Source organism: Pseudoalteromonas luteoviolacea NCIMB 1942 (genome assembly GCF_001625595.1).
Classification (GTDB): Bacteria; Pseudomonadota; Gammaproteobacteria; order Enterobacterales; family Alteromonadaceae; genus Pseudoalteromonas; species Pseudoalteromonas luteoviolacea_A.
This window is the reverse complement of sequence record NZ_AUXT01000183.1, coordinates 14,507-40,485: the sequence shown is the minus strand read 5'-3', so window position 1 is coordinate 40,485 and position 25,979 is coordinate 14,507. Positions and strand designations below refer to the sequence as shown.

23 protein-coding genes are annotated in these 25,979 nt (G+C 42.1%); 15 read left to right on the top strand and 8 right to left on the bottom strand.

The features are described from left to right. Positions 1-152 precede the first annotated feature (152 nt). Positions 153-818, top strand: a complete 666-nt coding sequence (locus tag N482_RS16770; protein WP_063378125.1) for a GntR family transcriptional regulator — start codon at positions 153-155, stop codon at positions 816-818. A gap of 80 nt (positions 819-898) precedes the next feature. Here N482_RS16770 and N482_RS16765 read toward each other — a convergent pair whose 3' ends face one another. Next, positions 899-1,942 carry a type III polyketide synthase gene (locus N482_RS16765; protein ID WP_063378124.1) on the bottom strand — a complete coding sequence of 348 codons (1,044 nt, stop codon included), beginning with the start codon at positions 1,940-1,942 and terminating at the stop codon, positions 899-901. 488 nt (positions 1,943-2,430) lie between these two features. Here N482_RS16765 and N482_RS16760 point away from each other — a divergent pair, with 488 nt between their 5' ends. From N482_RS16760 to N482_RS16745, 4 genes are all read left to right on the top strand, one after another. Continuing rightward, complete coding sequence (locus tag N482_RS16760; RefSeq protein ID WP_063378123.1) at positions 2,431-5,007, top strand: TonB-dependent receptor plug domain-containing protein; 2,577 nt, start codon at positions 2,431-2,433, stop codon at positions 5,005-5,007. A 211-nt stretch (positions 5,008-5,218) separates the two neighbouring features. Continuing rightward, complete coding sequence (locus N482_RS16755) at positions 5,219-6,814, top strand: GAF domain-containing hybrid sensor histidine kinase/response regulator (RefSeq protein ID WP_063378202.1); 1,596 nt, start codon at positions 5,219-5,221, stop codon at positions 6,812-6,814. Between the two features lie 83 nt (positions 6,815-6,897). Then, on the top strand, positions 6,898-8,010 hold the full coding sequence (locus tag N482_RS16750) for a response regulator (RefSeq protein WP_063378122.1): 1,113 nt from the start codon (positions 6,898-6,900) through the stop codon (positions 8,008-8,010). 286 nt (positions 8,011-8,296) lie between these two features. Then, a complete protein-coding gene (locus N482_RS16745; RefSeq protein ID WP_063378121.1) occupies positions 8,297-8,743 on the top strand; it encodes an Hsp20 family protein in 447 nt (148 codons plus the stop codon). Between the two features lie 425 nt (positions 8,744-9,168). On the opposite strand, the gene N482_RS16740 is transcribed toward N482_RS16745, so the two are convergent. Then, positions 9,169-9,765: an FMN-binding negative transcriptional regulator gene (locus N482_RS16740; protein WP_063378120.1), complete on the bottom strand. Its 597-nt coding sequence runs from the start codon at positions 9,763-9,765 to the stop codon at positions 9,169-9,171. Further along, on the bottom strand, positions 9,762-10,337 hold the full coding sequence (locus N482_RS16735) for a GNAT family N-acetyltransferase (RefSeq protein ID WP_063378119.1): 576 nt from the start codon (positions 10,335-10,337) through the stop codon (positions 9,762-9,764). The genes N482_RS16740 and N482_RS16735 overlap by 4 nt, the downstream gene beginning before the upstream one ends. A gap of 184 nt (positions 10,338-10,521) precedes the next feature. Between N482_RS16735 and N482_RS16730 the strand changes: the two genes are divergently transcribed. Next, a complete protein-coding gene (locus N482_RS16730; protein WP_063378118.1) occupies positions 10,522-11,961 on the top strand; it encodes a PLP-dependent aminotransferase family protein in 1,440 nt (479 codons plus the stop codon). 309 nt (positions 11,962-12,270) lie between these two features. Here the strand turns inward: N482_RS16730 and N482_RS16725 are convergent, their stop codons facing one another. Then, complete coding sequence (locus N482_RS16725) at positions 12,271-12,744, bottom strand: histidine phosphatase family protein (protein ID WP_063378117.1); 474 nt, start codon at positions 12,742-12,744, stop codon at positions 12,271-12,273. A gap of 222 nt (positions 12,745-12,966) precedes the next feature. Here N482_RS16725 and N482_RS16720 point away from each other — a divergent pair, with 222 nt between their 5' ends. From N482_RS16720 to N482_RS16695, 6 genes are read left to right on the top strand one after another with little or no spacing between them, the layout of a single operon-like run. Next, positions 12,967-14,229 (top strand): efflux RND transporter periplasmic adaptor subunit, encoded by a 1,263-nt coding sequence (locus N482_RS16720; protein WP_063378116.1) that lies wholly within the window; start codon positions 12,967-12,969, stop codon positions 14,227-14,229. A gap of 14 nt (positions 14,230-14,243) precedes the next feature. Further along, complete coding sequence (locus N482_RS16715) at positions 14,244-14,966, top strand: ABC transporter ATP-binding protein (protein WP_063378115.1); 723 nt, start codon at positions 14,244-14,246, stop codon at positions 14,964-14,966. A 1-nt stretch (position 14,967) separates the two neighbouring features. Continuing rightward, positions 14,968-16,281, top strand: a complete 1,314-nt coding sequence (locus N482_RS16710; RefSeq protein ID WP_063378114.1) for an ABC transporter permease — start codon at positions 14,968-14,970, stop codon at positions 16,279-16,281. A 13-nt stretch (positions 16,282-16,294) separates the two neighbouring features. Then, positions 16,295-17,497 carry an ABC transporter permease gene (locus tag N482_RS16705; protein WP_063378113.1) on the top strand — a complete coding sequence of 401 codons (1,203 nt, stop codon included), beginning with the start codon at positions 16,295-16,297 and terminating at the stop codon, positions 17,495-17,497. Between the two features lie 59 nt (positions 17,498-17,556). Further along, positions 17,557-18,891: a sigma-54-dependent transcriptional regulator gene (locus N482_RS16700; protein WP_063378112.1), complete on the top strand. Its 1,335-nt coding sequence runs from the start codon at positions 17,557-17,559 to the stop codon at positions 18,889-18,891. Then, positions 18,891-20,183, top strand: a complete 1,293-nt coding sequence (locus N482_RS16695; RefSeq protein ID WP_063378111.1) for a sensor histidine kinase — start codon at positions 18,891-18,893, stop codon at positions 20,181-20,183. Before N482_RS16700 ends, N482_RS16695 begins: the two co-directional genes overlap by 1 nt. 34 nt (positions 20,184-20,217) lie before the next feature. On the opposite strand, the gene N482_RS16690 is transcribed toward N482_RS16695, so the two are convergent. The 4 genes from N482_RS16690 to N482_RS16675 form a co-directional block, all read right to left on the bottom strand. Beyond that, positions 20,218-20,505: a hypothetical protein gene (locus N482_RS16690; protein ID WP_063378110.1), complete on the bottom strand. Its 288-nt coding sequence runs from the start codon at positions 20,503-20,505 to the stop codon at positions 20,218-20,220. Positions 20,506-20,624: 119 nt separating this feature from the next. Next, positions 20,625-21,269 carry a 2OG-Fe(II) oxygenase gene (locus tag N482_RS16685; protein ID WP_063378109.1) on the bottom strand — a complete coding sequence of 215 codons (645 nt, stop codon included), beginning with the start codon at positions 21,267-21,269 and terminating at the stop codon, positions 20,625-20,627. A gap of 84 nt (positions 21,270-21,353) precedes the next feature. Next, positions 21,354-22,055 carry a CTP synthase gene (locus N482_RS16680; protein WP_063378108.1) on the bottom strand — a complete coding sequence of 234 codons (702 nt, stop codon included), beginning with the start codon at positions 22,053-22,055 and terminating at the stop codon, positions 21,354-21,356. Between the two features lie 112 nt (positions 22,056-22,167). Further along, positions 22,168-22,647, bottom strand: a complete 480-nt coding sequence (locus tag N482_RS16675; protein ID WP_063378107.1) for a low molecular weight protein-tyrosine-phosphatase — start codon at positions 22,645-22,647, stop codon at positions 22,168-22,170. A 1,157-nt stretch (positions 22,648-23,804) separates the two neighbouring features. On the opposite strand from N482_RS16675, the gene N482_RS16670 reads away from it, so the two are divergent. The 3 genes from N482_RS16670 (at position 23,805) to N482_RS16660 (ending at position 25,915) form a co-directional block, all read left to right on the top strand. Continuing rightward, entirely contained in the window at positions 23,805-24,281 is a 477-nt protein-coding gene (locus N482_RS16670) for a hypothetical protein (protein WP_063378106.1), read from the top strand. 684 nt (positions 24,282-24,965) lie between these two features. Further along, positions 24,966-25,334: an MmgE/PrpD family protein gene (locus N482_RS16665; RefSeq protein WP_063378105.1), complete on the top strand. Its 369-nt coding sequence runs from the start codon at positions 24,966-24,968 to the stop codon at positions 25,332-25,334. 164 nt (positions 25,335-25,498) lie between these two features. Then, positions 25,499-25,915: a nucleotide triphosphate diphosphatase NUDT15 gene (locus tag N482_RS16660; protein WP_063378104.1), complete on the top strand. Its 417-nt coding sequence runs from the start codon at positions 25,499-25,501 to the stop codon at positions 25,913-25,915. The last annotated feature ends 64 nt before the right edge of the window (positions 25,916-25,979 follow it).

Below are 25,979 nucleotides of genomic sequence, written 5' to 3'. Positions count from 1 at the left end.
GCGTGTTTTTATTTGTCAGTGGAGTAAAGCCTGTTCACTTGCTGTGAAGAGGCTTTTTTTACATTATTCAGGTTTGAAAGGTATCTTGCCTGACGTGCATTTTTTATTTTGCTACGTATAATGTAAGCCACTGTAAACTTTTGATTAACCATATGGCGATCGTACATAAAACTAGAACTCAACTTGTAGCCGAAGCGATTCGAGACAAAATCTTAAGTGGCGAAATCAAAGCCGGAGAGCCTCTGCGCCAAGCGGCACTTGCGGAAGAACTCAATGTGAGTCGAATTCCTGTCCGTGAGGCATTACTGCAGCTGGAAGCGGAAGGGTTGGTTAATTTTGAAGCCCACAAAGGTGCGACCGTAACCCGTTTGAGCGCTGAGCAAATCGACGAAATTTTCGATTTACGTGCTTTACTTGAAGCGGAATTACTGCGCCATTCCATTGAAAAGTTAACGAATCGAGATCTATTGGAAGCTGAAGCGATCTTGGCTGATCTTGAAGAAGCGATGAATGCGGGTGATGCGCAATTGGCGACAGGTAAGCTTAATGCAGAGTTTCACGATAAGCTATATAGCCGTGCAGAGCGACCGCAAACTAAAGAGCTTGTTGCCGTCTATAGTAAAAACTCTGAGCGATATGTGCGTATGCATATTTTACTCGCGGGCGGTATTGTGACTGCGCCAGAAGAGCATAGAACACTGCTTCAATTATGTCGTGATAAAGATACAAATGGTGCCTGTGCGTATTTACAGAAGCATATTAAAGGTGCCAAAGAAGATATTAAAGCGCTGTTACTGAGGCTGGAAGAAGAAGCTTAGTAATCAGGAAAGCCATTTTGCTCGGCGACAAGAGTAAAATGGCTTTTATCATATTGCTTCATGGTAGTTGGGTTAATTTATCACTGCCAAACACCCACACTCATTTCTGATGTAAAGCCAGGCCCAAAAGCGGCCAGTAAACTTGTTTCTCCTGATTGTGCATTGTCAAATGTGCGGCGCAGTACGTCAATTACAGCCACACTGGAAGTATTCCCCGTTTCTGCAAGACATGCTCTAGAGTGCCTAACTTTGTCGGGGGTTAGTTCCAGACATCTCTCTAGCTCATCTAAAATACGTTTGCCACCGGTATGAAATATGGTGTTGTCGACACTGTTTGCATTAATTTTCAACTTGTCCTGACAAAATGACTGAAGGTAAGGGGCAACGTGAGGAATAGAATGCATAACGTCTTTATCTAAAGAAAACTTAAAGCCCTTATCTGTTAGCTGATATTCGATATATGGCATGGTGTCTTCAATCGTTACACTTTGATTGTGAGTCAGTTTCAGCCCCCATGTTTGATTATCACCGCGCATGACAACTGCCGCGGCACCGTCAGCGAACAAAGAGTTGCTGATAAAATCCTGAAGTCGTCCAGCCTCTTTATGAAAACACAGAGACGATGTTTCAACACACACAATTAACACATTTCGGTCTGGGCGATGCTCACAAAACTCAAACGCTCGGCCGATAGCTGATGCGCCAGCGACACAACCAAGTTGTGCAATCGGAATTTGCTTAGTGTCGGGGCGTAGTGACAGACGGTTAATTAAATGTGCGGTAAGAGAGGGCATCATAAACCCAGTGCAGGAGGTGGCAATGATCATGTCAATATCATCCACATCTAATCCAGCGTTGTGGATCGCTTCACGGGCAACTTTTTCTGCCATTTCTATGGCCGCATCTTGATATACATGAGCACGCTCCCCGAAATCCCCTTGTTTTACAACGTCTGTAAGGGGCATGATCAAGTGTCGCTTTTCTACTTGAGAGTTTTGGATCATTTCAAATGCGCGTTTTTTATATGGGCTATCTGGGTGGCAAACTTCAATGACAGTCATGATGTCGTCAGCGTTTACTTCATAGTTAGGGTAATAAGTTGCTGGTTTGCTTAAAGTTGTCATGATTTATTTCTCCTTAATTAAATGACAATAAGCAAGACCATGGTTAAGTTTCTTTTATTTCACAAATATTAAAATATTTTTTAACTATGGTAACTTTTTGTATTTAAACTCATGATAATAAAGCGTTTATAAATATATTTATTTTTCTTTCAGAAAATCAGCCTTTGTATACCCAACAAGCTTATTTGACTGTTGTCAAAAAGTTCATATTAAATGCGGGTTAATCAATATTTATCAACTTGGGTAACATGGTTTTACACTCTAAAACGCTTCTTTACCTACCTTTTCCTATCTTTTCAAATTTATTATCTACTTGATTCTTATTTATTTTTTATTCTTTCCAGTCGATTGTCATGACATTTTGAGAACACTTTTGAAAACCTGGTTGTTTGTTGCGCTTTTATTAATTTTTTATTCATTTTTCCGGCCCTAATGTCTTGGGCAAGCGCCATGGCAAGTATTAACAATACCAACTTAGGAAAGTATCTATGAGAAAAACTGCGTTAAGTATCGCAATAGCAGTGTCTACCACGGCCACTGCGGCGCCCGTCTTTGCACAAGACTCCGCCGCGAAAATTGAAAAGATTGAGGTGACTGGATCTCGTATCAAGCGCGCTGATATGGAAACAGCTAGCCCGGTCACCTTTATTGGTGCAGACGCTATCCAAGCCAGTGGAGCAGTGACAATTGATGATGTTTTACAAGATATCACTGCCGCAGCGGGGGCAATGACCAACCCTGGTGTAAATAACGGATCAGGCGGTAATGCTAGTATAAATTTACGTGGGTTAGGCGCTCAGCGCACGTTAGTTTTGGTCAACGGTAGGCGAATGATCAACTCGGGCACAGGAGCCGCTTCGACGGTGGATTTAAATACGATTCCAGTTGCGATGATTAAGCATATCGAAGTACTCAAAGATGGTGCGTCTGCGGTGTATGGCACTGATGCTGTAGCTGGGGTCGTCAACATTATTTTAAAAGATGACTTTGAGGGCGCAGAGCTAAACGCACAAACGGGTGTGTCCGGTGAAGGCGATGCTGAACAACACAACGTAGACTTAACTGTGGGAACTAGCTTTGACCGCGGTAATATGGTGTTTGGTATTCAGTACATGGAAAGGGGATCTGCAAGCCAAGCGGATAGGGACTTTTCTAAATGTCCGATCACTGAAATTGATAATGGCAGTGCTTTGGCTTGTGGTGGCTCGACTATCACTCCTAATGGTCATTTATATCTAGAAAAAGGTAAGGAGTTGCAAGGGGACAAAGACGGTAATTATGCAGAGTATAACCCTGCAACAGACCCTTATAATTATGCAGCTGAAAGTTACTTGTACACGCCAATGCAGCGGCTGAATATCACGGGTAACCTGAATTACGAACTAAATGACAACACGATATTATTTACTGAGGCTATGTACTCAAAGCGTTGGTCTGAACAACAAATGGCAGCGCAGCCAGTGTGGTTTGACTTTACGTACACCGAAGCCATGGGTGATGATTTGTTAGAGCATGGTGCTGAGTATGGCGACTCAATTCACTATCGCCGTCGTATGACGGACACTGGCACTCGAGACTTTGCACAGGTAGTCGACACGGTGAGAACAGTTGTTGGCGTTGAAGGCCTGTTAGCTAACGATTGGAGCTGGGATGTTGCGGTTAACTTTGGCCGTAATGATTCGGTAGACAAGCTTTCAAACTTGCACAACATTGGAAGTCTTACAGAAGATATAGAGCTAGGCAATTTCAATCCGCTAGATCAAAGTTCTTGGTCGGCAGATAACATGACCGATTACATTTATACGGAACAAAATACCGGTGGCAGCCAGATGCTCAATCTAAGTGCCTCTCTTGCGGGAGACATACTTGAGTTACCAGCGGGCTACCTTGGTTTTGCGACTGGTATCGAACAGCGCACTGAAAAAGCTTGGTATACACCTGACTCATTAACTTCACAAGGGCTGGCTAACGACCCGAAAGTAGAACCTACCAGCGGTTCTTATGATGTCAGAGAAGCTTTTGTAGAATTTGCTATTCCTGTATTGGCAGATGTACCTTTTGCACAGAATTTAGACTTAAGTGCGGCAGTACGCGCATTCGATTATTCAAGCTTTGGCAGTGATTCGACGTGGAAATTGGGTTTTACGTGGAAGCTTAACGACCAGCTTATGTTTAGAGGGGTGAAATCAACCGCATTTAGAGCACCGACCGTTGATGAGTTATATGGTGGTAAGTCGCCTTCATTTGAACAGATCTCTCATCCATTGTTAGATACCCAAGCGGAAGTTATTGTAGGAGGTAACGCAAGTCTAACGCCTGAAGAAGCGGATACGCTGACTTTCGGATTGGTATATGAGCCCAGTTTTATTGAAGGTCTTTCATTGACGGTTGATTACTTTGATATCGCGATTACCAACGCGATTAGCGAAGTGAACAATCAGTATATCGTGGATAGTTGTGTCGACAGCTCGGGTAATTTAATTAATCAAGGCTTGGCAGTGTGCCAATCGGCAAACATCCAAATAGCCAATGGTAAAGCAACGTTCAACAATCAGTTGCAAAATATTGGTGACGAAACAACGCAAGGTTATGACATTAATCTTGCTTACAACTTCGAAGCGATGGGGCTTAATTGGCATGCAGGTCTAGATACGTCGATTCTGAATGAGCGTACAGTAACAATGGCTGGCGAAACCATTGATTACACAGGGCTGATAACCTCTGGCTTAGGTAGTTATGCAGATATCAAATCAAGCCTTAACCTAGCGGTGAAGTCGGACGTTTGGAATGCAAACTATAAAGTTAGATATTTGTCGTCTATGGATAGCTTTGCATGCATAGATAACCCAAGTAGCTGCTACGCGCCAAGTTTACCAAGCATTGTATATCACGATATATCAGGTAGTTACTTTATTAACGATAGCATGAAATTAACGGCAGGTATCAACAACTTATTTGATAAGCAGCCACCGTACTACACAGGGAACAATGACTCTAATACCGACCCATACACATATGACACGCTCGGGCGATATGTTTATGCGGGTATGAATATAAAGTTTTAAAATTGAAGCAACAGATTCAATAAACACGCACTTTAATTGTTCACAATCTCTTTAGAGAACCCCAAAGGGCACGCATATTTTATGTGGCCCTTTTTTACTTTATTTTATGCTGAAACAAAAATTACCATATTCGTAGCTGATAAGTTAGGCAGTTATGTTAGTCACTGCTAGCTTTATAGGTGGAAGCGCAGTACAACAAGGTGGATCATTTGTGAAAGCAGCTAAGTTACCCGATGATGAAAGTGAAAGACTAAAGTCATTACATGAATATGAAGTATTGGACACTGAGGCCGAGCATTGTTTCGATGAAATCACGGAATTGGCGTCGCAACTATGCGGCACGCCCATTGCGTTGGTCAGCTTGATTGATAGTCAAAGACAGTGGTTTAAATCTAAAGTTGGGCTAGATGCCTCTGAGACACCAAGAGAGTTCGCATTTTGTGCCCACGCCATTTTGCAAGACGAAGTGTTCGAAGTGTGTAATGCGTCGGTAGACGTTAGGTTTTTTGACAACCCCTTAGTAACTGGTGGACCAAAAATCCGCTATTATGCAGGTGCACCTTTGAGGTCATTTTCAGGCCAAGCCATTGGCACTTTGTGCGTGATTAACCCAAAACCCATGCAGTTAAACGCAGAGCAGCGTAACGCGTTGACTATTTTAGGTAGACAAGTTGTAGCCCAGTTAGAACTCAGGAAAAGAATTAAAGAAATCTCCAAGGCTAATCAGGCCAAAGATGAGTTTTTGTCCAATATTAGTCATGAGATTAGAACGCCGCTCAATGCGATTTTCGGATTTAGTGAACTGCTACTGCAATCATCAGAACAAACAGGCTTAAGTGCGGCACAAACCAACTATGTAAAAAATATCGACTTTGGATCTCAGCAATTGTTGAGTATTGTGAATTCAGTATTGGATCTTGAGAAAATTGATGCTGGAAAGATGGAGTTGCAGCCTGAGCCTACAGAGATATCGAACTTGATTAGTAATGTATTGGCGATGATGACGGTCAATGCCAAAAAAGCACATATTAATTTGGAGTCATCGATATCCTCTGAATTAAATGAGGCTGTCTTTAACCTAGACAAGACCAAGTTGACTCAAGTTTTGACCAATATTTTGAGTAACGCTATTAAGTATACCCAAGCGAACCTTACCGTGAAGTTAGTTGCCAAAAAAGTGAATAACAAACTTTCGATAGAAGTGATAGATCAAGGAGCTGGTATTAGTGACGAGGACCAGCGAGTATTGTTCGACAAGTACCGTCAAGTGGGGGCTGTACAAAAAGAGGGTACAGGTCTTGGGCTGTGTATATGCAAAGGGCTGGTTACATTAATGGGCGGTAGTATTCATTTAAGCAGTGAGCTCAAAAAAGGAACAATCGTGCGTATTACCTTGCCCATAGCCAGTGCAAAGGCAAAAGTGAAAACAATAAATACTGACGCACAAGTACCTTGTCATCAATACGTATGTGTTGTTGAAGATAATCCATTGAATCAAGTATTAATGCAGACGATCCTAAAACAATTAAAGTGCCGATTTGAGATCTTTGATTGTGCAGAGAGTATGTTGAGCAGTCCACATTTAAATGAATATGATACCTTTTTAATGGATATAAATCTGCCAGGTATGTCGGGCCTAGAAGCACAACAACAAATAAAAGCCATATGCCCATCAAAACCCGTATTTGCAGTCACCGCCGATATCTTTCGAGAGCGGGAGCTGAGAGTTGCATTTGATGGAGTGATCACTAAACCTTATCGCAAAGTACAGATCTCAGATGTACTAAAGAACAAAGCAAAGACATAGAGGAATAAATGGCAGGCAGAAACACATGCTTTTTAATTTTCCGTCTATATTTTGATTAGGCTAGTTAATGAAAGGGACCTAAAATGACAACTCGTGTTTTGGTAATTGATGATGACAAAACATATCGAGCGCTTTTACAGCAAACATTCTGTGAGTATGATGTGTCAGTTGCTTGCAGTGGTGAAGAGGGCATTCGTATTGCCACTCAAATTAAGCCTCATGTAATTTTGCTCGACATTATCATGGAAGGTATTGATGGATACGCAACCTGTTCGGAACTGAGGAAAATTGAGCATCTGAGCCACACCCCCATTGTTTTTATATCAAATTTGTCTTCGTCAGATTGTCGTTTGCAAGCTTTTGAGATAGGCGCCAATGAATACGTTTGTAAAACCACTCATCCAGATCAGCTCAAAACCAAGGTCGTGGAAATATTAGAAGCGGATCACGATTATTTCGAAGCGCATGCTGATATTGATGAAAAGGAATCTCTATTACTCGATCTGCAACGGCAAAATGCGTGTATGAAATCAATTAGTCTATTTATGCAAGCGACACATTTTTGCAGTGACTTTGATGCGCTGCAAAGGGTGTTTATCAACACAATGACAAATTTAGACATGCGTGCTGTTGTGCATTTTAAAGGGCGAGAACAGATTGGGAGTGCGTCAGGCAATGTAGCTAAGCTAGAGAGAGAGTTGTTGTTACATCACGAGGATTTTGAGCGTATCCATCAGTTTGAGCATGGTCCCATGGTATTTAATTGGAGTAGCAGTATTTTACTGGTTAAAAATGTTGGTGAGTTAACCGACATTTGCGCTCATGTTATGGATGCATTGGAACTTGCTCTTAGCAACCTTAGTCGTCGGGCTGATATGGTAGCTCAAATTTTAACCATTGAGAAAACCAATAAAGAAATATTGGCAAATTTGAAAGACGCAAAATTTAAATCAAGCAGTAAACTAAAGACACAATTGTTTGATTCAGGGTTAATTTCTCAATTTGATCTACAAGATGAAAATGATCTGGACGAACTTATTGCCAGTTCCAGTGATAACTTGGTGGGTTTGATTGAGGAGTTTGGTGATAATGCTGAAAAAATCAGTGCTATTCTTGGAAGCTTAAAAAAGCCTCCTCAGGAGCTGAGGTTTTTATTTAAAGAACACGCTCCAAAACCTGATACAACCTTATTTTAGGTTTGTAAGGCTTCTTTTGGGCTCAAAGATCCGCTGCTGGTAATTGACTAGCTAGTAGCGACAAATCAAATTTCACAATTTATTTAATTGTTTAAATTCAAAATCTTAAAAATAATTAAAAATTTTTTCCAAGATAATCCTTGAAAAGAAAGTGATGTGTCCATAGATATGTTTATGAGGTCGCCGATAGGGGCCTGAAATTTAAATAACCATATGTTTTTAAAGCTATTTATTGCTCATTTTTTGAGGGTGAATAGCATTGTTATCGCTTAACGAGGATATTATTATGCGTACAGTAGATTTATCACCACTTTATCGTTCATTTATTGGCCTAGACCACCTTGCTTCACTGATGGATTCTGCTCAAAGAAGTTCCGAAAAGCAATCTGGATTTCCTCCTTATAACATCGAAGCTTTGGATGAAGATAAGTACCAAATTACCATGGCAGTGGCAGGCTTTTCAGAGCAAGAGCTGTCGTTGCAGTCAGAAAACAATACGCTCATCGTAACCGGTGAAAAAAGCGATAAAGATGCACAACAAGAAAGAAAGTTTATTCATCAAGGTATTGCAGAGCGTAACTTCGAGCGAAAGTTCCAACTCGGTGACCATATAAAAGTATTGGGTGCAGAATTAGAAAACGGCTTATTAGTGATTGACCTAGAAAGAGAAATACCTGAAGCGATGAAGCCAAGAAAAATAGAGATTGCCCCAAACAAATTGATTGAACAGTAGTTAAAAATTCTCCTTGTGACTTGTTGTTAAGTTTCCAACCAGCCGCCTTTGGGCGGTTTTTTTGCATTGGTATTTAGCCAGTCCCCTTTTTGTGCCATACAGCAAACGCTTCACTGATTAACTTGCCTTGCCAAGTTGTCTAAAACTTCTTCGCCATAGGCTTCGTATAACTAACTTCTCGTGCGATTGGGGTAATCTCTCGGCTAGTTATTGCATGACCACCTTGAACAGCTGAGAAGATATACTCATTTCCGTCACGAAGGAGTGATCACGAATAGGGTTTTTGAGCTAAAACTTCCACTGTGCTCTCCATTTGCATTGGATACGAATACTCGATGTTTAAATTATCATAAATGCCGTGATGGTGTTGCAATTTTTGGCGCCACCACAAGGGCGCAAGAAGCGCGTTGGTAGCGCCTCTTAAGCTATTGGTAATATGGACTCATTTCGGATTTCGAGGCGCTTAACAGGTTGGCTATTTCGCTTCGTGTTTCAGCCGGTTTGTTTTGACTTAATTTAAATTGGCCAGTGATATGTTTTACTTTGAGTTCAAAGAACAGTAGGCTTTTACACATGGCAATTAGCTGTTTTTCTGGCACCGCACTCAATTGCCATGGCTGAGAATTTGTTTCAAAAGCAATGAGCATATGATGTAAAACCTCTACCTGTTTATCAAACTCTTCAATCTCATGCAGCGCTGCTTGGATATGAACAGTTGCATAATCCCATGTTGGCAACTTAATACTATTTACCTGAGCAGGGGAAAGGTATGTATTGGGGCCATGAAAGACGCAGTGTATTTGCTTGCCTTTAAACTTTTTTAATGGATTCTCTGGATTGGCATGGCCGTATAGCGTGAGCGATTCTTTACATAGGCTCAGCGGCATATGACAGCTATGGGTGCTCATGTTATGGTCCATGTCATGAGATTGGCAAAACAACGTTGCCAATGGGTATCGCTCAATGATGTCAAATAACTCAACTTTGTTTGATTCAACATAGTCTTTTGGAGGGTAACTCATAACCAGCCCTCCAAACGCGATTTAACCTCTGGCCACGTGTCATCGGTGATGCTAAAACGTGCGGTGTTACGAAAACTTCCATCTGGTAACTTTCTATTTTTTAGGTGTACCCCTTCAAAGTGAGCACCTAATCTGGCAATCGCGCTGCGAGATTTATGATTTTGCTCGTGGGTTTGAAACTCAACTCTCACTAGCCCTAATTGATCGAAGGCATGTCGTAGCAGTAAGTACTTTGCATGAGTGTTGATATGGCTGCGCTGCCATTCTAGGCCAATAAATGTGTGGCCAATTTCGGCTTGCAAATTATCTTCATCAAGGCGAAAAATACGGGTGTTGCCGGTCACGGCACCTGTTGCTATATCAATAATGGCAAAAACAATTTGTTCTTTGGCATCAAATTGCGCCGTTTGTTCAAACCAGTCTTTTAATACTTTTGGTGTTGCACAGTATTTACTTGGTACCCAGCGCCATATTGCTTCAGCTTCTCCGACTTTTTGTAACTGTTCTAAATGTTTTTCTGATAAAGGTTCTAGGCACACTTTATCTGTGGATAATACAGTTGCTTCAAACATAAAAACTCCTTTCGCACGTGCAATGAACTAGTAGTGTGGGGTAAATCTCACAAGGTATGGCTATTAGCATATCCACTTCTGGGTTGGTTAAAACAACCAGATTTAAAAAATTAGCTATACCAGCTTGTACTGGGAAACAGAGTTTTGTAGTGTATTAAAAGCTTTATACTTAGTAGCAGGTATTATGTTTTCAGGTAGGCCTTTAGACAGTAACACTCAACAAGCTAAATATGTTCAACTTGCAAGCCAAATTCGCGAAGCGATCCAGGCCGGTCAGTTAAAACCCGGTGATGAATTACCTTCCGCGCGTCAATTGGGGCTACTTTTCGAAGTTAATCGACACACAGTGATGACCGCAATGCAAAATCTTGTGGCTGAAGGTTGGCTGCTTTCTCGGGTTAGAAAAGGCTATCAGGTAAATACGCAGCTCCCGATTGTTGACAGTGTGGGAACTTTGCAGAAAACGGACGAGACAGGCCCAATTAACCCGCAGTTTGCATATACGGTGGAGCACGAAGATCTAACCCTACCAACAAAATACAAATATAACTTCGCAGGAGGGTTACCTGATGTTGCATTTTTTCCCTTCGACGAGTTCCGCCGTAGCATGAACCGAGTCTGTCGAAATGCGAGTGCAGCATCATTACACTATCAAAGTGTTGCCGGGGAACTGTCTTTAAGGACTCAGTTACAACACTATTTGCGTACTGCACGAGGGCTAACATGTGACGATATTTTAGTATGTAATGGTTCTCAAGAAGCACTATTTCTTATCGGACAGGCTTTTATTCAAGCAGGGCTGGGAGTGGCAATGGAAGCACTGGGCTATCCACCAGCAAGAAAAGCATTTCAAGCCGCTGGCGCTCAAATTTATGATCTTGAACAAGATAAACATGGGCTCTGCGTCGACTCCTTAGCACGTTGTCTCTCAAAAAACAGCGTGAAATTGCTGTATTTAACTCCGCTACATCAATACCCAACAACCGTGACTATGCCAGTGTCACGGCGCATGGAAATATATCGATTATGTGTTCAGCATGGGGTTTTTATCATTGAAGATGATTACGACCATGAATTTCATTACAGCTGTCCACCGTTGCAGCCTATGGCAGCCAATGACCCAGCACAAATCGTCATTTATCTCGCCACATTCTCCAAGATTATGTTTGCTGGTGCGCGTATGGGGTACGTCACAGGATCTGAGGCGGTGCTTAAACATCTCATTGCATTAAAACAGATCGTAAATCACAAAAATGACGCGCTAATGCAGTTGGCAGTTGCAGATTGGATGGCCGCAGGGAATTTCGAGCGACACTTAAGGCGAATGACAAAGTTATACAGACAGCGCTGTGATGTGATGGACAGATTGCTCCAAAGCTATCAAAAGCAAGGGTTTGATATTGAATATATTAAGCCACAAGGCGGCATGGCATATTGGGTCGATTTAAAGCAAGACGTCTCTCAGTTACCTAAAAAACTATTGCAAGCAGGCATTAATGCACACCTAGAGCAGAGCTTTTGTCACAGTCCAAGAGCATGTTATACACATATCCGCTTGGGGTTTGCAGGCCAAGCTGAACAAGATATTGAAAATGGTTTAGACGCTTTATTTAGTTTGTTATAGGAATACAAAAGAAAAAAGGCCCATGCCTAGGCCCATTATCGACGTATTGATTGCATGTTTTAAAAGGGAATTACTTTGAGTCAGGGCACCATGCGAGTTTGCCATCTAGATTCGCGGTGTTGCACTTCAATTTGCCTTCTACGTAGCTACCATCTTCTTTTTGGTCAAGTGCAACAATAAATTGCTGTGCTTCGCTAGATATGCGCTCAAATTATATGAACCTGATAGAGTCCACTATAGGGTCAAAAGCGGTCGAGGTGTATTACACTTTATTACACCAATAAAGTGTAATGTACTGTTCTCGAGGTACTATTTATCGGAGCTTTTTATCTCGAGTCGAGGTTCATCATCCACAAAGGTAACAATAAACACTTTATGAAACTCATCTTCGTCAATTTCGACATCTCGGTTAGTAAGTAGCTTCACGAGTACCGGAGTGGTATTACTGTGGCCTGCGACAACAACGGTGCCAGTCTTTAGCTTTAATTCTCTGGCAAAACCATCCAAGTTACCGGCGTCATAAGTGGCAACATGTGTGTCTATCATATCAGCCAAAGGTGCTAAGGTTGCTTTGGTGCGATTATAGTTCGTCGCGTAGAGCTTGGTTGGCTCCAGTGGCAACATCATTTGCGCAAAGCGTTCGGCTCGCGCTATACCTTTAGCAGTCAAAGAGGGATCTATTCCCTTTTGCTTTTCGGCGTGGCGTAGTAAAACAATGTTGTCTGGTGCCGCAACCACTGGCATCGTTAGTAAACTTAGAGCAATGAAAATTAGGGTACGCATAAATGGTATCTCGTTGTAATTTTTAACTCACTATAGCGTTTTATGTGTTTTCACGCACTCAAAATCATTCGCGTCCTCTCACCTGTCCGCGGCGGACACATTTTCTGTCCGCGGACAGAAATGTGATTCAATAAAAATTAAAAACAACTTAAAAACAATTAGTTAAAATTGGCATGGTATTGGTATTCCTTTATTTCAATATACCCAATTACAGGAAATACCATGATAAAGGACACACGCGGACAAGACGTTGTTGTAGGTACTCGACGTGCTATTTGGCAACGCAAAAGAGTATTTGGATTGGGCTTAGGCGTTTTACTGGCTGCGCTTGGCTATGGTGCAATGACACAGACAACGGCTCAGTTGTCTGTGGCTAAGCAAGATTTGGATATTGCTAGGGTTGAATTGGGCACACTCACACGAGAAGTCAGTGCAAATGGCAAAATAGTCGCAGCTCATGCGCCAACGGTGTACAGTCCAGAAGTCGGTGTTGCAACCTTGCACGTTAAAGCCGGTGACCAAGTTGAAGTTGGCCAATTAATTGTTGAACTCAGCAGCCCAGAGCTTAGTAATGAACTCAAACAGCAACAATCAGAGTTGACTCGTTTAGAGGGAGAGTGGCAGAGGCAAAAGTTAGAGTCCCGCCGTCAAGACTTGGCACTGACCAAGTCATTGGACTTAGCGAGTGTTTCGTTACAAGCCGCTGAACGGGAAAACCGCCGCGCTCAGCTGTCCATCAAAGCAAGCTTAATCAGCCAAATAGATCTTGAACAAGCGGAGGACGAGTATGCGCGTGCAAAGCTAAACTACGCACATGCTCAACAAGAAGCTGCGCTTGGACGGGACACTTTAAAATTCGAATTATCCTCTGCCAAAAATCGTTATGAAAGACAAAGACTTGTAGTCGAAGAAATTCAACGCCGTGTAAACAACCTTGAAATTAGAGCTTCGGTGGAGGGGATTGTTGGCAACTTATTGGTGCAAAACAAGGCCGCAGTTTCTCAAAACGAGGCCTTAATGCGTCTAGTCGATTTATCTGCATATGAAGTTGAGTTGCAAGTCCCAGAAAGCTACGCCAACGAACTCAGACTTGCGATGCAAGTCGTCATGAGAGTCGGGGCTCAGGAGTTGATTGGGGAGCTCAGTGCGATTTCACCTGAAGTAAACAATCGAGAGGTCACGACCCGTGTTAAATTCAGGCGTCAAGATATCTCGGGTATTCGTCAAAACCAACGTGTACTCGCACGTATTCAATTAGAAAACAAAGAAAACGTATTAAAAGTTAAGCGTGGACCATTTTTGAATGTGGGTGGGCACTTCGCCTATCGGCTTCAGGGCAATATGGCACAAAGAGTGTCGATTGAAGTGGGTTCAAGCAGTTTAAAAGACATTGAAGTCAAAGCTGGGTTAAGAGAGGGTGACGAAATCATCGTCTCTGGATATGATGCGTTTACCCAAGCAGATTCAGTGCTCATTAGATATTAAAAAGGACAATCATTATGTTGAACATGCAAAATATTGGCAAATTGTACCAAACAGAAATGGTGCAAACACAGGCACTGAGAGAATTTAATCTAACCGTTAATGAAGGCGAGTTTATTGCCGTAACAGGGCCATCAGGTTCAGGTAAAACAACGTTTTTAAATATTGCAGGGTTGTTAGAGTCATATTCGTCAGGTCAATATATGTTAGATGGGATTGATGTCGGCAAACTCAACGACAATCAGCGCTCGGATCTGCGAAATCAAAAAATTGGATTTATATTTCAAGGCTTCAATCTGATACCAGACCTAAATTTATTCGAAAACATAGAAGTACCGCTGCGATATCGAGGTATAAAAGCCAAAGAACGAAAAAGACGTGTCGAGCACTGCCTTGAACAGGTTGGGTTAGCTGGGCGAGCTAGGCACTTGCCTCAGCAGCTGTCAGGTGGCCAGCAGCAACGTGTTGCGATTGCACGCGCTTTGGCCGGAGAGCCAAGGTTTCTACTTGCTGATGAACCAACCGGCAACCTCGACAGTTTGATGGCAAGACAAGTCATGACGTTGCTTGAAGAGCTAAATCGCGCTGGCACGACCATCGTTATGGTTACGCATGACCCTGAACTGGCTAGAAGAACGCCGCGTAATATTCAAATAGTTGATGGCCAAGTCGCTGACTTTACTTTGTATCAAGGGACTCAGGCGCCTCATGTTAATCCACAAATGTCTGTGGAGGTTTAGCATGTTGGTGCACTATTTTGATTTGGCATGGAGAAATATAAAGCTCACACCATTAATCAGTCTGTTGATGATTATTGCAATCGGAATTGGTATTGGTGTCACCATGACGTCGCTATCTGTGTATCACATGATGAGTGCAGATCCGATCCCACAAAAAAGTGAGCAATTATACGCTGTGCAATTGCAGACGATGGATGACGGGCAAACTTGGAATACGCATGATGATGTACCTACTCAATTGACCTATCAAGATGCTAAGTATTTGATGGAAAACTCCCCATTGACCAAGCGGGTAGCCATGATGAAGTCTGGCGCTGCCGTCCATATAGATAAGGCTGGCAGTACTCCGTTTATTCAAGATGTACGGATCACAGGGCGAGATTTTTTCTCCATGTTTGGTTTGTCGTTTTTACACGGAGAAGTTTGGACTCAAGCACAAAGCGAACAGGCTGCGCCAGTTGCTGTTATTAGCGAAGATTTAGCAGAGCGGTTATTCCAACGCACGGATGTTCTCGGAGAGTCAATTTACTTGGATGAGCGCAGCTATGAAGTGATTGGTGTAACCCAATCTTGGCAGCCATCACTGAAGTTTTATGATGTAAACAATGGCCCTTTTCAACGAGCAGAACACATATTCATTCCGTTTAGCCATATTGAAGCGTATCAGCTTCATAGCTGGGGTAACACCAATGCGTGGAAAAATGAAGAAACACGCTCGTATGCGCAATTCCTTAATTCTGAAATGATTTGGTTGCAGTTTTGGGTGGAGATAAATTCCCAATCGCAACTAAAAAGCTACCAACAACTTTTAATGGATCACATGTTTGAACAGCAAAAGTTAGGACGCTTTAATCGCAAGGAACTAGATTACAATCTTAAAAATGTTAATGAGTGGCTTGGCTACAATCAGGTCGTTGATCCGGATAATAAGATTTTGGTTGGCCTAAGCTTTATGTTTTTAGCGGTATGTTTGGCGAATATATTAGGCATGCTATTGGCTAAATTCTTGAAACGCGCACCAGATGCAGGCGTAAGACGTGCGCTAGGGGCAAGTAAAAGGCAGATTTTTTATCAACATTTAGTTGAAGTTGCACTCCTTGGATTTTTGGGCAGCTTAGTCGGTATCTTGCTTGCACAGCTAGGCCTCATTGGGATCCGAGAAACCATGTCGATTTACGTGGGGATCGCGAAAATGGATTGGATGATGCTGCTTATATCTCCTGTCATAGCCATCTTTGCGTGTATGTTGGCGGGTCTGTTTCCAGCTTGGGTGGTGTGTAAAACTTCACCTGCAACCCACTTAAAAGTTCAATAGGGGAGTGCTGAAAATGTCAGAAATTAAACCTATTCTCAATACCTTGATGCGCTCTAAAGCCGGGGCTTTACTGCTGATTTTACAAATTGCCGTTACTTTGGCCATTGTGAGCAACGCGATATCTATTGTGTCGGATAGAGTCGATAAGCTTAGTGAAGATACAGGCTATGATGAGCAAGGTATCATTGCTTTTACAGTACTGACTTACAACAGAAATATTGACCGAGCGAAGCAATTTAAAGAAGACATGGCCAAGCTAAAAGAAATTGATGGAGTCATCGAAGCCATGACTGTGAGCTCAATTCCATTGTCGAGTAGTGGTGGGTCTTGGATCATCAGTGATAACCCGGATGAAATGCAAGGAAAGCGCGTTGACAGCGGCTATATTCAAGCAAATCACAGAGTGGTAAATGCGTTTGGCCTCAAAGTTAGTGAGGGGAGAGATTTTGAACCTCAGGATGAAAGTGATGGGACAGATAGTCAATTTCCCTCTGTTGCTATTGTAAGCCGCGCCGTTGCAAACAAGCTGTTTGGAGAAGGTAAAGGACTCAATGAGTTTATTTATAGTGGCGACAATATGATGAAGATTGTTGGCATTGTAGAAACCATGAAAAGCCAGTGGCCTGACTCTAAAATGGGTGACAATGTCATGCTTATTCCAATAGAAAGAAGCAGGATGTACCAGCGTGTCATTGTAAAAACAGAGCCAAGTAAACGAGCAAAAATCATGAAGTTGATTGAGCCTTTACTGTTAGAAAATGAGCGCCAACGAGTCATTATTGATGTCAAAGGACTTGATGAAGCAAAGGCGCAAACCTATCAACGTGATACGCTGATGATAAGAATGCTGGTGGCGCTGATTGTATTTTTAGTGATTATCACTGCTTTGGGCATATTTGGTTTGACCCATTTCAACATTAGCAAGCGCACTAAACAAATTGGCACGCGCCGCGCCCTAGGTGCAAGAAAGTCTGCCATCTTCAGCTACTTTCTAGTTGAAAACACGTTGGTGACGTTATTTGGTGTCATTGCTGGCTCTATCGCAGCGCTGTATTTAGGTGGACAATTGATGGCCTCATACAACATCCCAGCATTGGATTGGTCAATTGTACTTTATACCGGGGTTGCGATGTTAGGTATGAGCTTAATGTCTGTATATCAACCAGCTAAGCGGGCCGCCAATATTTCTCCCAGTATAGCTACTCGCAGTATTTAATCAGAGGAAACAAGATTATGTTACACTCGAGAGAGTGTAACATAATGAATAATAAACACATGGATAAAATACTTATCGTCGACGACAATCAGGCGGTTCTACAATCATTATCTCTTCTCTTTGAATTGCATAACTATGAGGTTGTAGTCGCGAGCAGCCCGTTTGAGGCTGAGCAAGTCGTGCGATATCAGCGCGTTGAATTAGTAATTCAGGATATGAACTTTACGGCGGACACCACCTCAGGTGAAGAAGGCAAAGCGTTATTCCACAAACTACGCAAATTGTCGCCAAATTTGCCAATCATTTTGCTAACAGCTTGGACTGAACTTGAAATGGCCATTTCTTTGGTAAAGGCCGGAGCCGCTGATTATTTAGCGAAACCTTGGAATGATGACAAACTCTTAGTGTCTGTTGCTAACTTAATCGCCCTAGGTAAAGCAAGTTCAGATAGCCTGCAACTGCACAGGCAGCAAATAGAGCGAGAAAACTATCATGCAGGTGCCGAACTGGTTGGCCTCATTTATGAGAGTGTTGCAATGCAGCGAGCTGTAGAAATGGCGCTACAGGTCGCAAAGTCAGATGTGTCTGTTTTGATCACCGGTGCAAATGGTAGCGGCAAAGAAAAAATAGCGCAGATCATTCAAGCAAACTCTAAGCACGCTAATCAACCGTTTATTAAGGTCAATGCAGGCGCACTGCCTGATAATCTAATCGAGGCTGAGTTATTTGGAGCAGAAGCCGGCGCCTATACCGGTGCAAACAAAAAGCGCGTAGGGCGGTTCGAGGCGGCAGATGGTGGCACACTGTTTTTAGATGAAATCGGTAATCTCCCATTATCAGGGCAAATGAAATTACTCAGAGTGGTACAAACAGGAGAGTTTGAACGTCTTGGCTCTGTTGAGACACAAAAAGTAAATGTTAGAGTGATTTCTGCGACAAATGCGAATTTGTTGAATGATGTAGCGACAGGAAAGTTTAGAGAAGATCTTTTTTACCGCCTCAATGTGATAGAAATAAATTTGCCAAGCTTGGCTCAGCGTAAAGACGATATTTTACCGCTGGTGAGACACTTTTTACCCGGTCGCCAAATAAGTTTGGAGGCGGAGAGAGCATTGTGTGTGCACAGTTGGCCAGGCAATGTGCGAGAACTTGAAAATGCCTGCAAACGAGCTGGCGTGTTGAAACCGCAAGGAGAGCTCCTAGCGCAAGATTTCGGTTTGCTGGATAATGTGATCCCACAATCGAATAAGCAACAAGCTACAGAGCCAACAAAGCTAGAATTGCAACAAGCGATGCATCAATGCCAAGGCGTCATTGCTAAGGTCGCGCGTCAGTTTGGGATAAGTCGTCAAGCGCTCTATCGAAGATTGCAAAAGCACGGAATTGATTACTGATGAGTGGCCCGTTAAGTAAATTAAAGCGCAAAGTCATTTTACTAATTTTTGTCAGTATTTTTATATCCTGCTCACCCGTGATTTTACTTTCTACTTGGCAGAACTGGCTTATATTGAGTGTGGTTGCAAGCTTGAGCTGTTGTCTGTTATTAAAGCTGATATTTCATAAGCTTATTAAAGCGGTTGAGGCGTTGAATGTCGGGTTGTTAAACTTTAAAGATGGCGACTTTTCAAATCAATTGGCGTATCAAAATGAAGACGAGTTTGGCGAGTTATGCCAACTTTATAACGAAACTGCACAACAACTGAGAAAAGAAAAGCAATGGCTGTATCAAAGGGAAATGATGCTAGACAAAATGTTACAAAGCGCGCCGCAAGCGTTGCTGTTAATTAATGATAATGGTGTGGTGGTGTTTGCTAATCAGAGCGCTCAAAACTTGGTTGGTAGTTTGCAAGCGCTCGAAGGCTTATCAATTTCACAGCTGCAAGATACGGCACCGCAAGAAATTACGGCAGCCATAAACACTGCACAAGATGGCTTAATCAGTATTTGCCAAGGTGATGCAGATGAGCAAGTTTGGCACGCCTCTGTTGGTGAAATTCTATTGAATAATCAGCACCATAACCTGTATATCTTTAAGCAGCTCACCCGTGAATTAAACCGTCAAGAAGTCGCTGTATGGAAAAAGGTTATCCGAGTTATCAGCCATGAGTTAAACAACTCGCTAGGGCCAATTTCATCGATGTCACATAGCGGAAAAATCATCGCGACTAAATTGGAAGATACGAGGTTACATCGCGTATTTAGCACAATTGACGAGCGTATTTCCCACCTTACAGAGTTTGTACAAGGGTATGGCACATTTGCAAAGCTACCTATGCCCATACTGACCGCAATAGAAATTCGCCCTTTACTTGAATCGATTCAACTGCAATGGCCAAGCCGAATTCAATGTGATGTAGACACATTGCAAGCGGATAGAGGGCAGCTTGAGCAACTCATAATTAATCTATTAAAAAACGCCCATGAATCGGGCTCAAAGTCGGATGCTATCACCCTTACAGTTCAGTCGCGCAATGGCATGACTAAATTTCTCTTTGAAGATGCCGGGCAGGGGATGTCTGAGGCGGTATTAACCAGCGCGCTAGTTCCGTTTTACTCTACTAAAAATAGTGGAACGGGCTTAGGTTTAGCCCTATGCAGAGAAATCGTAGAAGCGCACAACGGCTATATTAACTTGAGCAATCGCTCATTAGGTGGCCTATGCGTAGAAGTTGGATTACCGAATTAGACAGGGGGAAACTAGTTTAACCTGCGGTTTTTAATTAGTCCCCACAGTCGCCTCGTTGCTCGATCCAAGTCAAGGTGTTGTGAGTTATTACGATAGTACCAGAGACAACCAAGCTCGCAGCCGAAACGAGGCCAGCTCCTACCATAAACACGGCACATGCTTTGTCTGAGCAACCACCCAAATAGCCCATTTCTTCTTGTGATAAGACGTGTTTTCGTTTTGTGATTTGGCACTGTTCGTCAAAGTATTGCACTTCCTTTGGTACAAATATACAACCTGAAAGTAAGCATAAAATTAAGGCTGTCAGTGTAAAAATGCGCATGAAGATTTCCTATCTTTTTCGCTACACTATCGACTTAGCGCATAAATTTAAAGTAAAAAATGTAATTGAAAGCGGTTAGCTCCATAAGCATGCGGAGCTAGAAAACAGCATTTTTGGGTCTAGCGTGGAGGGTCTATGTGGCCTGCGGTACTCGCATTTATTCTAAACCAGCCCGCAATGGAATATCTGGATTTACGCGCAGGTAGCACTTCATGTGGAAACTCATCACTTAAAAACGTGACCAATGTCCCTTGGTTGGGTAGCACGCGGCAGAGTTCTTTTTCGTGATCGTTAGGGTCATAAATTACGAGCTCTCCGCCATGCTCTGCTTGCCATTGGTCATTAAGGTAAAATACCGTTGTTAATACTCTGTTTGCTCTGCCTTTAAATGCATCTAAATGTTTTTTATAAAACGCACCTTCTTGGTAGTGAGCAAAGTGGCTCTCGTAACTAAATAGACCCATAAACAAGCGCCGATTTAAAAAGTCTTTAAGCTCATCCATAGCTTGGATATAACCTAACTCCAATTTATTACCTTGGTCTAACCATAAGATCTTGTCACGGCGGATCTTGACGTTTTTTTCATGATCACTCTGTCTACCTATCCCAGCCGTTTGGAACTTGTCTTCTTCTAGCGTTGCAATTCGCTTGTTGAGATTTTGTATGATTTGGGGATCAACCGCACTTTCAATAATGCTAAGACCTGTTGCACGCAAATCATCGGCAATTTGCGTATATACGTTTTGAGAGTCAAAGTTAGACAAGATATACCTCCAGATAGTGTGGAGGCTTTTTACCTAATCAATGAAGAAAAGGCAAGTGATACTTCTAGGCAGACCTTTACAATGCTATAAACCTTGATTTTGCGCACATGCGTTAACAAACGCTTCTATCAGAGGTGAGCGCTTCTTGCTGAGCACTGCGCGCTCTGGTTGGAATAGCGTAGCAATGTAAAAAGGATGCACGGTGAGCTCTATCGCTCTTACTTCCTTAGTGTCATCATCTGCCGAAGCAACCAGTGGCTCTTGCAGTAGTGCGTGACGAAACTCGTCGTTTAGGCCATACCTGCAACGGTACCCTTCGCGAATTGTTGTCGTGCCATATATTGCAGCCAACTGTGAGTGAGCAAAGATGTTTACCACTTCAGTTGTCTCAACTAATGCGCAAGCAAGCTCTGAAATGACAGGTCGATGACCTTGGGGGGCAGACTCGGCGTGTACCGCGTCGTTCCAGCCAATCACATTCTGGGCATATTCTAATATCGCATGTTGAAAACCACCGCAGGTGCCTAAAAATGGGATGAGGTTCTCGCGTGCGTATCTAATCGCATTTAATGCGCCATCAGCATCAACGTAAGGAGTTTTTGGTACACACCAAATCCCATCGAAGAGACTTAAGTCTGTATCTTTGACATTGTCTGTCGCTAGCCATGTGGCCTTAAGGTTGAGTCTTAAGTCACTTGCTGCAATATCCAAAGAAAGAGGAATACCTTGGTGAGCTGGGACTGAGTCATCGTAGTCTCCAACTAAGGCGATTGATATGTTTTTCATCTCTTTTCCTTAAGTGTTCGGTTGTTCTTAATATGTTTTCATTATGGGTAAAAACATACTATAGGTCCATCAAGTTGAGAACAGATTTGTGAAGAATTGTTCCAGTTGTTGATTAGGTGGAAGAGTTCAGTGCTTTAATAATGCGATCTGACGCTGTCTCAACAAGATCTAACACTAACTCAAATCCATCGCCATCTCCGTAATACGGATCAGGTACTTCAGCAACGTCCATGCCTGCATAAGTCAAAAACAAATGTAGTTTATGTCGATAGGCCTGTGGGCAGTTTGCTTGCAAGTCAGCCAAATTGTTTTTATCTGCACATAGTATTAAGTCAAATTCTTCAAAGTCTTGTTTAACAACTTGTCTAGAGGTAATACCCGAGAAACTGTAGCCTCGTTTCTGGCCTGCTTTGGCACTGCGCTTATCAGGTGAATTGCCTTCGTGATAATTAATAGTACCTGCTGAGTCGATGGTGAGCGTTAGTCCTTGCGCTTGCGCTTTGGTTTTCATTACTGCTTCTATAGTAGGGGAGCGACAAATATTACCCATACAAACGACCAGTATTTTTTTGACCGATGTGTTAGCTGCCATGTCTTGACCTGTTGATTATAAGTTTATTTTTTAGAGGCTAAAAACTAACACTCTCGACTAATCAAGAAAAGCGAATAGCACGCTTTTTTGAAATTTATAAGCTTTTTTATACGTTGATGGTTTTGGCTATGCAAATCTGTTTTGATAGCGCAATAGTGAGTATTTTTTAGATACCCGATATTTACTTAATTTGTCTCAGTGACCAGAGTCTAAAGTAACGTGATCGGTAGGAGGTATTCTTGATTTACAGTTTCTATACACAACTGATCTGGCCCATGGTGAAAAATCTTGGTCCGCCATCCGTATGCGTATCGAAGAATTGAAGCAAACAAACCGCTTTTTAAAGTACTTGACTCAAGGTTTCATAAGTATGAGTTTGGTCAGCAGATTAGTCGTCATTCACTGAGACAGTACGAAACAAATATGAAGTTGGCATTACCAAAGCAATTGTTCACCCTGTATTAAGAGCTGAGTAATGGTGGGGCAGGACCTGATTGGGGTTTTCAAAAGCTACATAAGCTCGAACTTTATAATCCGTAATTACCTTGGCCTGACAGTGAGTGTTATCGACGTTCAACGTGGCCTTTTAGAGATATTCAAGCTGGTATGATAGGCGTACTTGATTTGTATTATGTTCATATGGGGTGTAATAAAGACAGGTACACACGTTGGACAATTAGTTGAGTAATGTGATGCTGAAGACTTTTTGCTCGAACCTGAAGGGGACCTGATTGACTGTTATCACACATGGCTGGATCAACATTTGAGTCATTTTAATAACATAAAGCGTTTGCTGGTCGAAACAAGAGACGTTAAGAAAGCGCTTGAAAGGCTTGAAGGTAAGCTGGCTATGAGCAGCTCAATCGAATTTTATCAATATTGTGCTTTTTTGACTTTCCTGACGATAAAGAGCACACCCAAGCGCATATTTTAGAGTAGAAACGACGCAAAATGGTGATGTGATTACAAGTTTTAAGCCACAATATATACGCTATTTAAATCGTAAATTAGCGACTTATTTAGAACAGGATAGTAGCTATGTGTTGTCTTTTATCAAAGGGAATATTCAAGCTTAACAACTTGTAATTAAAATGTGTATTTTGTGTTTTATTTGTGCGATATTGAGTTTCCATTAAAGGTAAGATTAAGGATGAATCATGAAATATACACTAGCAATCTCTGCGTTACTGGCCAGTTGTGCAACCTCCGCGCAGGTTAAAGTATCAGTAGATCCTACAGAGTGTAAGCAAATGGGTTTGTATGGCGAAATAGCATATGAAGAAGCGGGTGTTACAAATGTGTCTACAACGCACGAACTAAAGCTTAGATGCCCAATTCCAAACCCCAACGGTAAGCAATTTAGTAGCTTAGAAATTTGGAAAAACCCTCATCGCACGGTTTATTGTAGCTTGGTACGCAGACACTGGGAGCATTACGCGAATAAACCAACCCTGAACGTCAAAGATTTTACACTCTCAAGTTACCCCGGTTTCTTGTTACAGTCCGTGTCAGCGAGTGGGATAGGTGGTAGCGACAGAGACATTGGTACTGCGTACCATTTTGAATGCCGAATTCCAGCTAAATCGGGTAACAATCAGTCTTATCTGGGTGCATACACATACATTTTTAACTAATACACCTCGCTGTCAGGACATTCATCACACTATGTAAATTAATTTGCTAGGAATTTAGAGTGCCTCATTTTTGTCTGAACATATTGATGGATTAATACCTGACAGCGAATACTTTGATTAAAACGAACGAGTTCACAGGCGAGGCACGCTATTGATTTATATGCTTGTAATGCTGCTTCCTTGTCGCGATATCTGTACCTGCACACACTACATCTTCCAATGCGTTAGCGGCCGCCTCTAAATAAAATTAATCTTCAGCTTCTTCGAAAACAGGACAGTGATCAAACCGGTAGCTACTCACCTCAACAACACGCCGAACCGACACTATATTTGCATTGGGGGATCAAAGTAACTGAATGCTTAATTCAAATGCTTGCTTGTAGGTGTTACTTACTTTCTCTTGTAAGCCAAAAAATACGCTTTTTCAGCGTGTTCAATGAGTTGATTGTATTTAACAACCAAAGATCCAGAGTCTGAGGAGGAGACTAAAGAGAGTTTTCGAGCGACCATATATTTTCCCTAATTAATTTAGAGTATTTCACCTGTACCATCTTTTAAATTGTGCGTAAATGAATGACTATTTACTTAGATTTTGTGCCAGCCCTTTTCATTCTGAGTGAACGATACAGAACGAAGCTCGACTGGATGAGAATCATCTAACAGCGAAAAACAGGAGTTATAAGTATGAGCGCGAATGTCGATGCCTTCCAACACAGCAAGCCACAAATAGTTACACTGCGTAATAAAATGGTGGTAATAGAAGATAAACGTTACAGCGCAGACTATCATGACCCAGAAAAACGCTCCATTGCGAATGCTATTCAGGTGTTTTTTAATGACGGTAGCGGCACTGAAAAAGGAGAGATTGAATACCCAACCGGCCATAGAGAACGTCGAAAAGAGGGCATGTCAGTATTAGAAGAGAAGTTCAGACAAAGTTTAGCCACGCGATTCCCACCTTCACAATGCCAGACTATTTATGATTTGTGTAAAGATGCTGGCAAGCTAACATCGACGCCCGTTAATCGCTTGATGGATTTGCTTGTATTCTAAGCTATTGATCATCAAGGTAGGATATTTATGCGCTGCCTTGAGCATTCTGAATGTATTTCCTGATTTGCTCCATGTTAAAATGACCATGTGCATTTAAGTGATAAATTCGGGTGGTCGTTTTGACCCCAGCTGAGTGCAATTTGAAAATTACAAAAGGAACAATCATGGAAAAAACCGTCAGAGTGGGTGTGGGTGTAATTCTGGTGCGTGACAATAAGATCTTGTTAGGGGAGCGTATTGGCTCTCATGGTGAAAATACGTGGGCAACACCTGGAGGCCATTTGGAGCTTGGTGAGAGCGTCGAAGAGTGTGCTGTAAGAGAAGTACTAGAAGAAACTGGCTTGAAGATCTCCAATCCGACCAAAGTTGGCTTTACCAATGACATCTTTAAAGAAGGGAAGCATTATATTACTTTGTTTGTTCAAGCTCAGTGTCAAACTGGTGAAGCAAGCATAATGGAGCCCAACAAATGTAAATCGTGGCAATGGTTCCCTCTGGATCAATTGCCTAAACCACTGTTTTTATCAATGCAAAACTTATTACAAGATGGCTTAGAGTTTAATACTAACTCATTGAATTAATTTACCTGTATTTCCGATATCTACAGTAAGTTGAAACAAATTATCGGGTTGCACAGTATTTGCA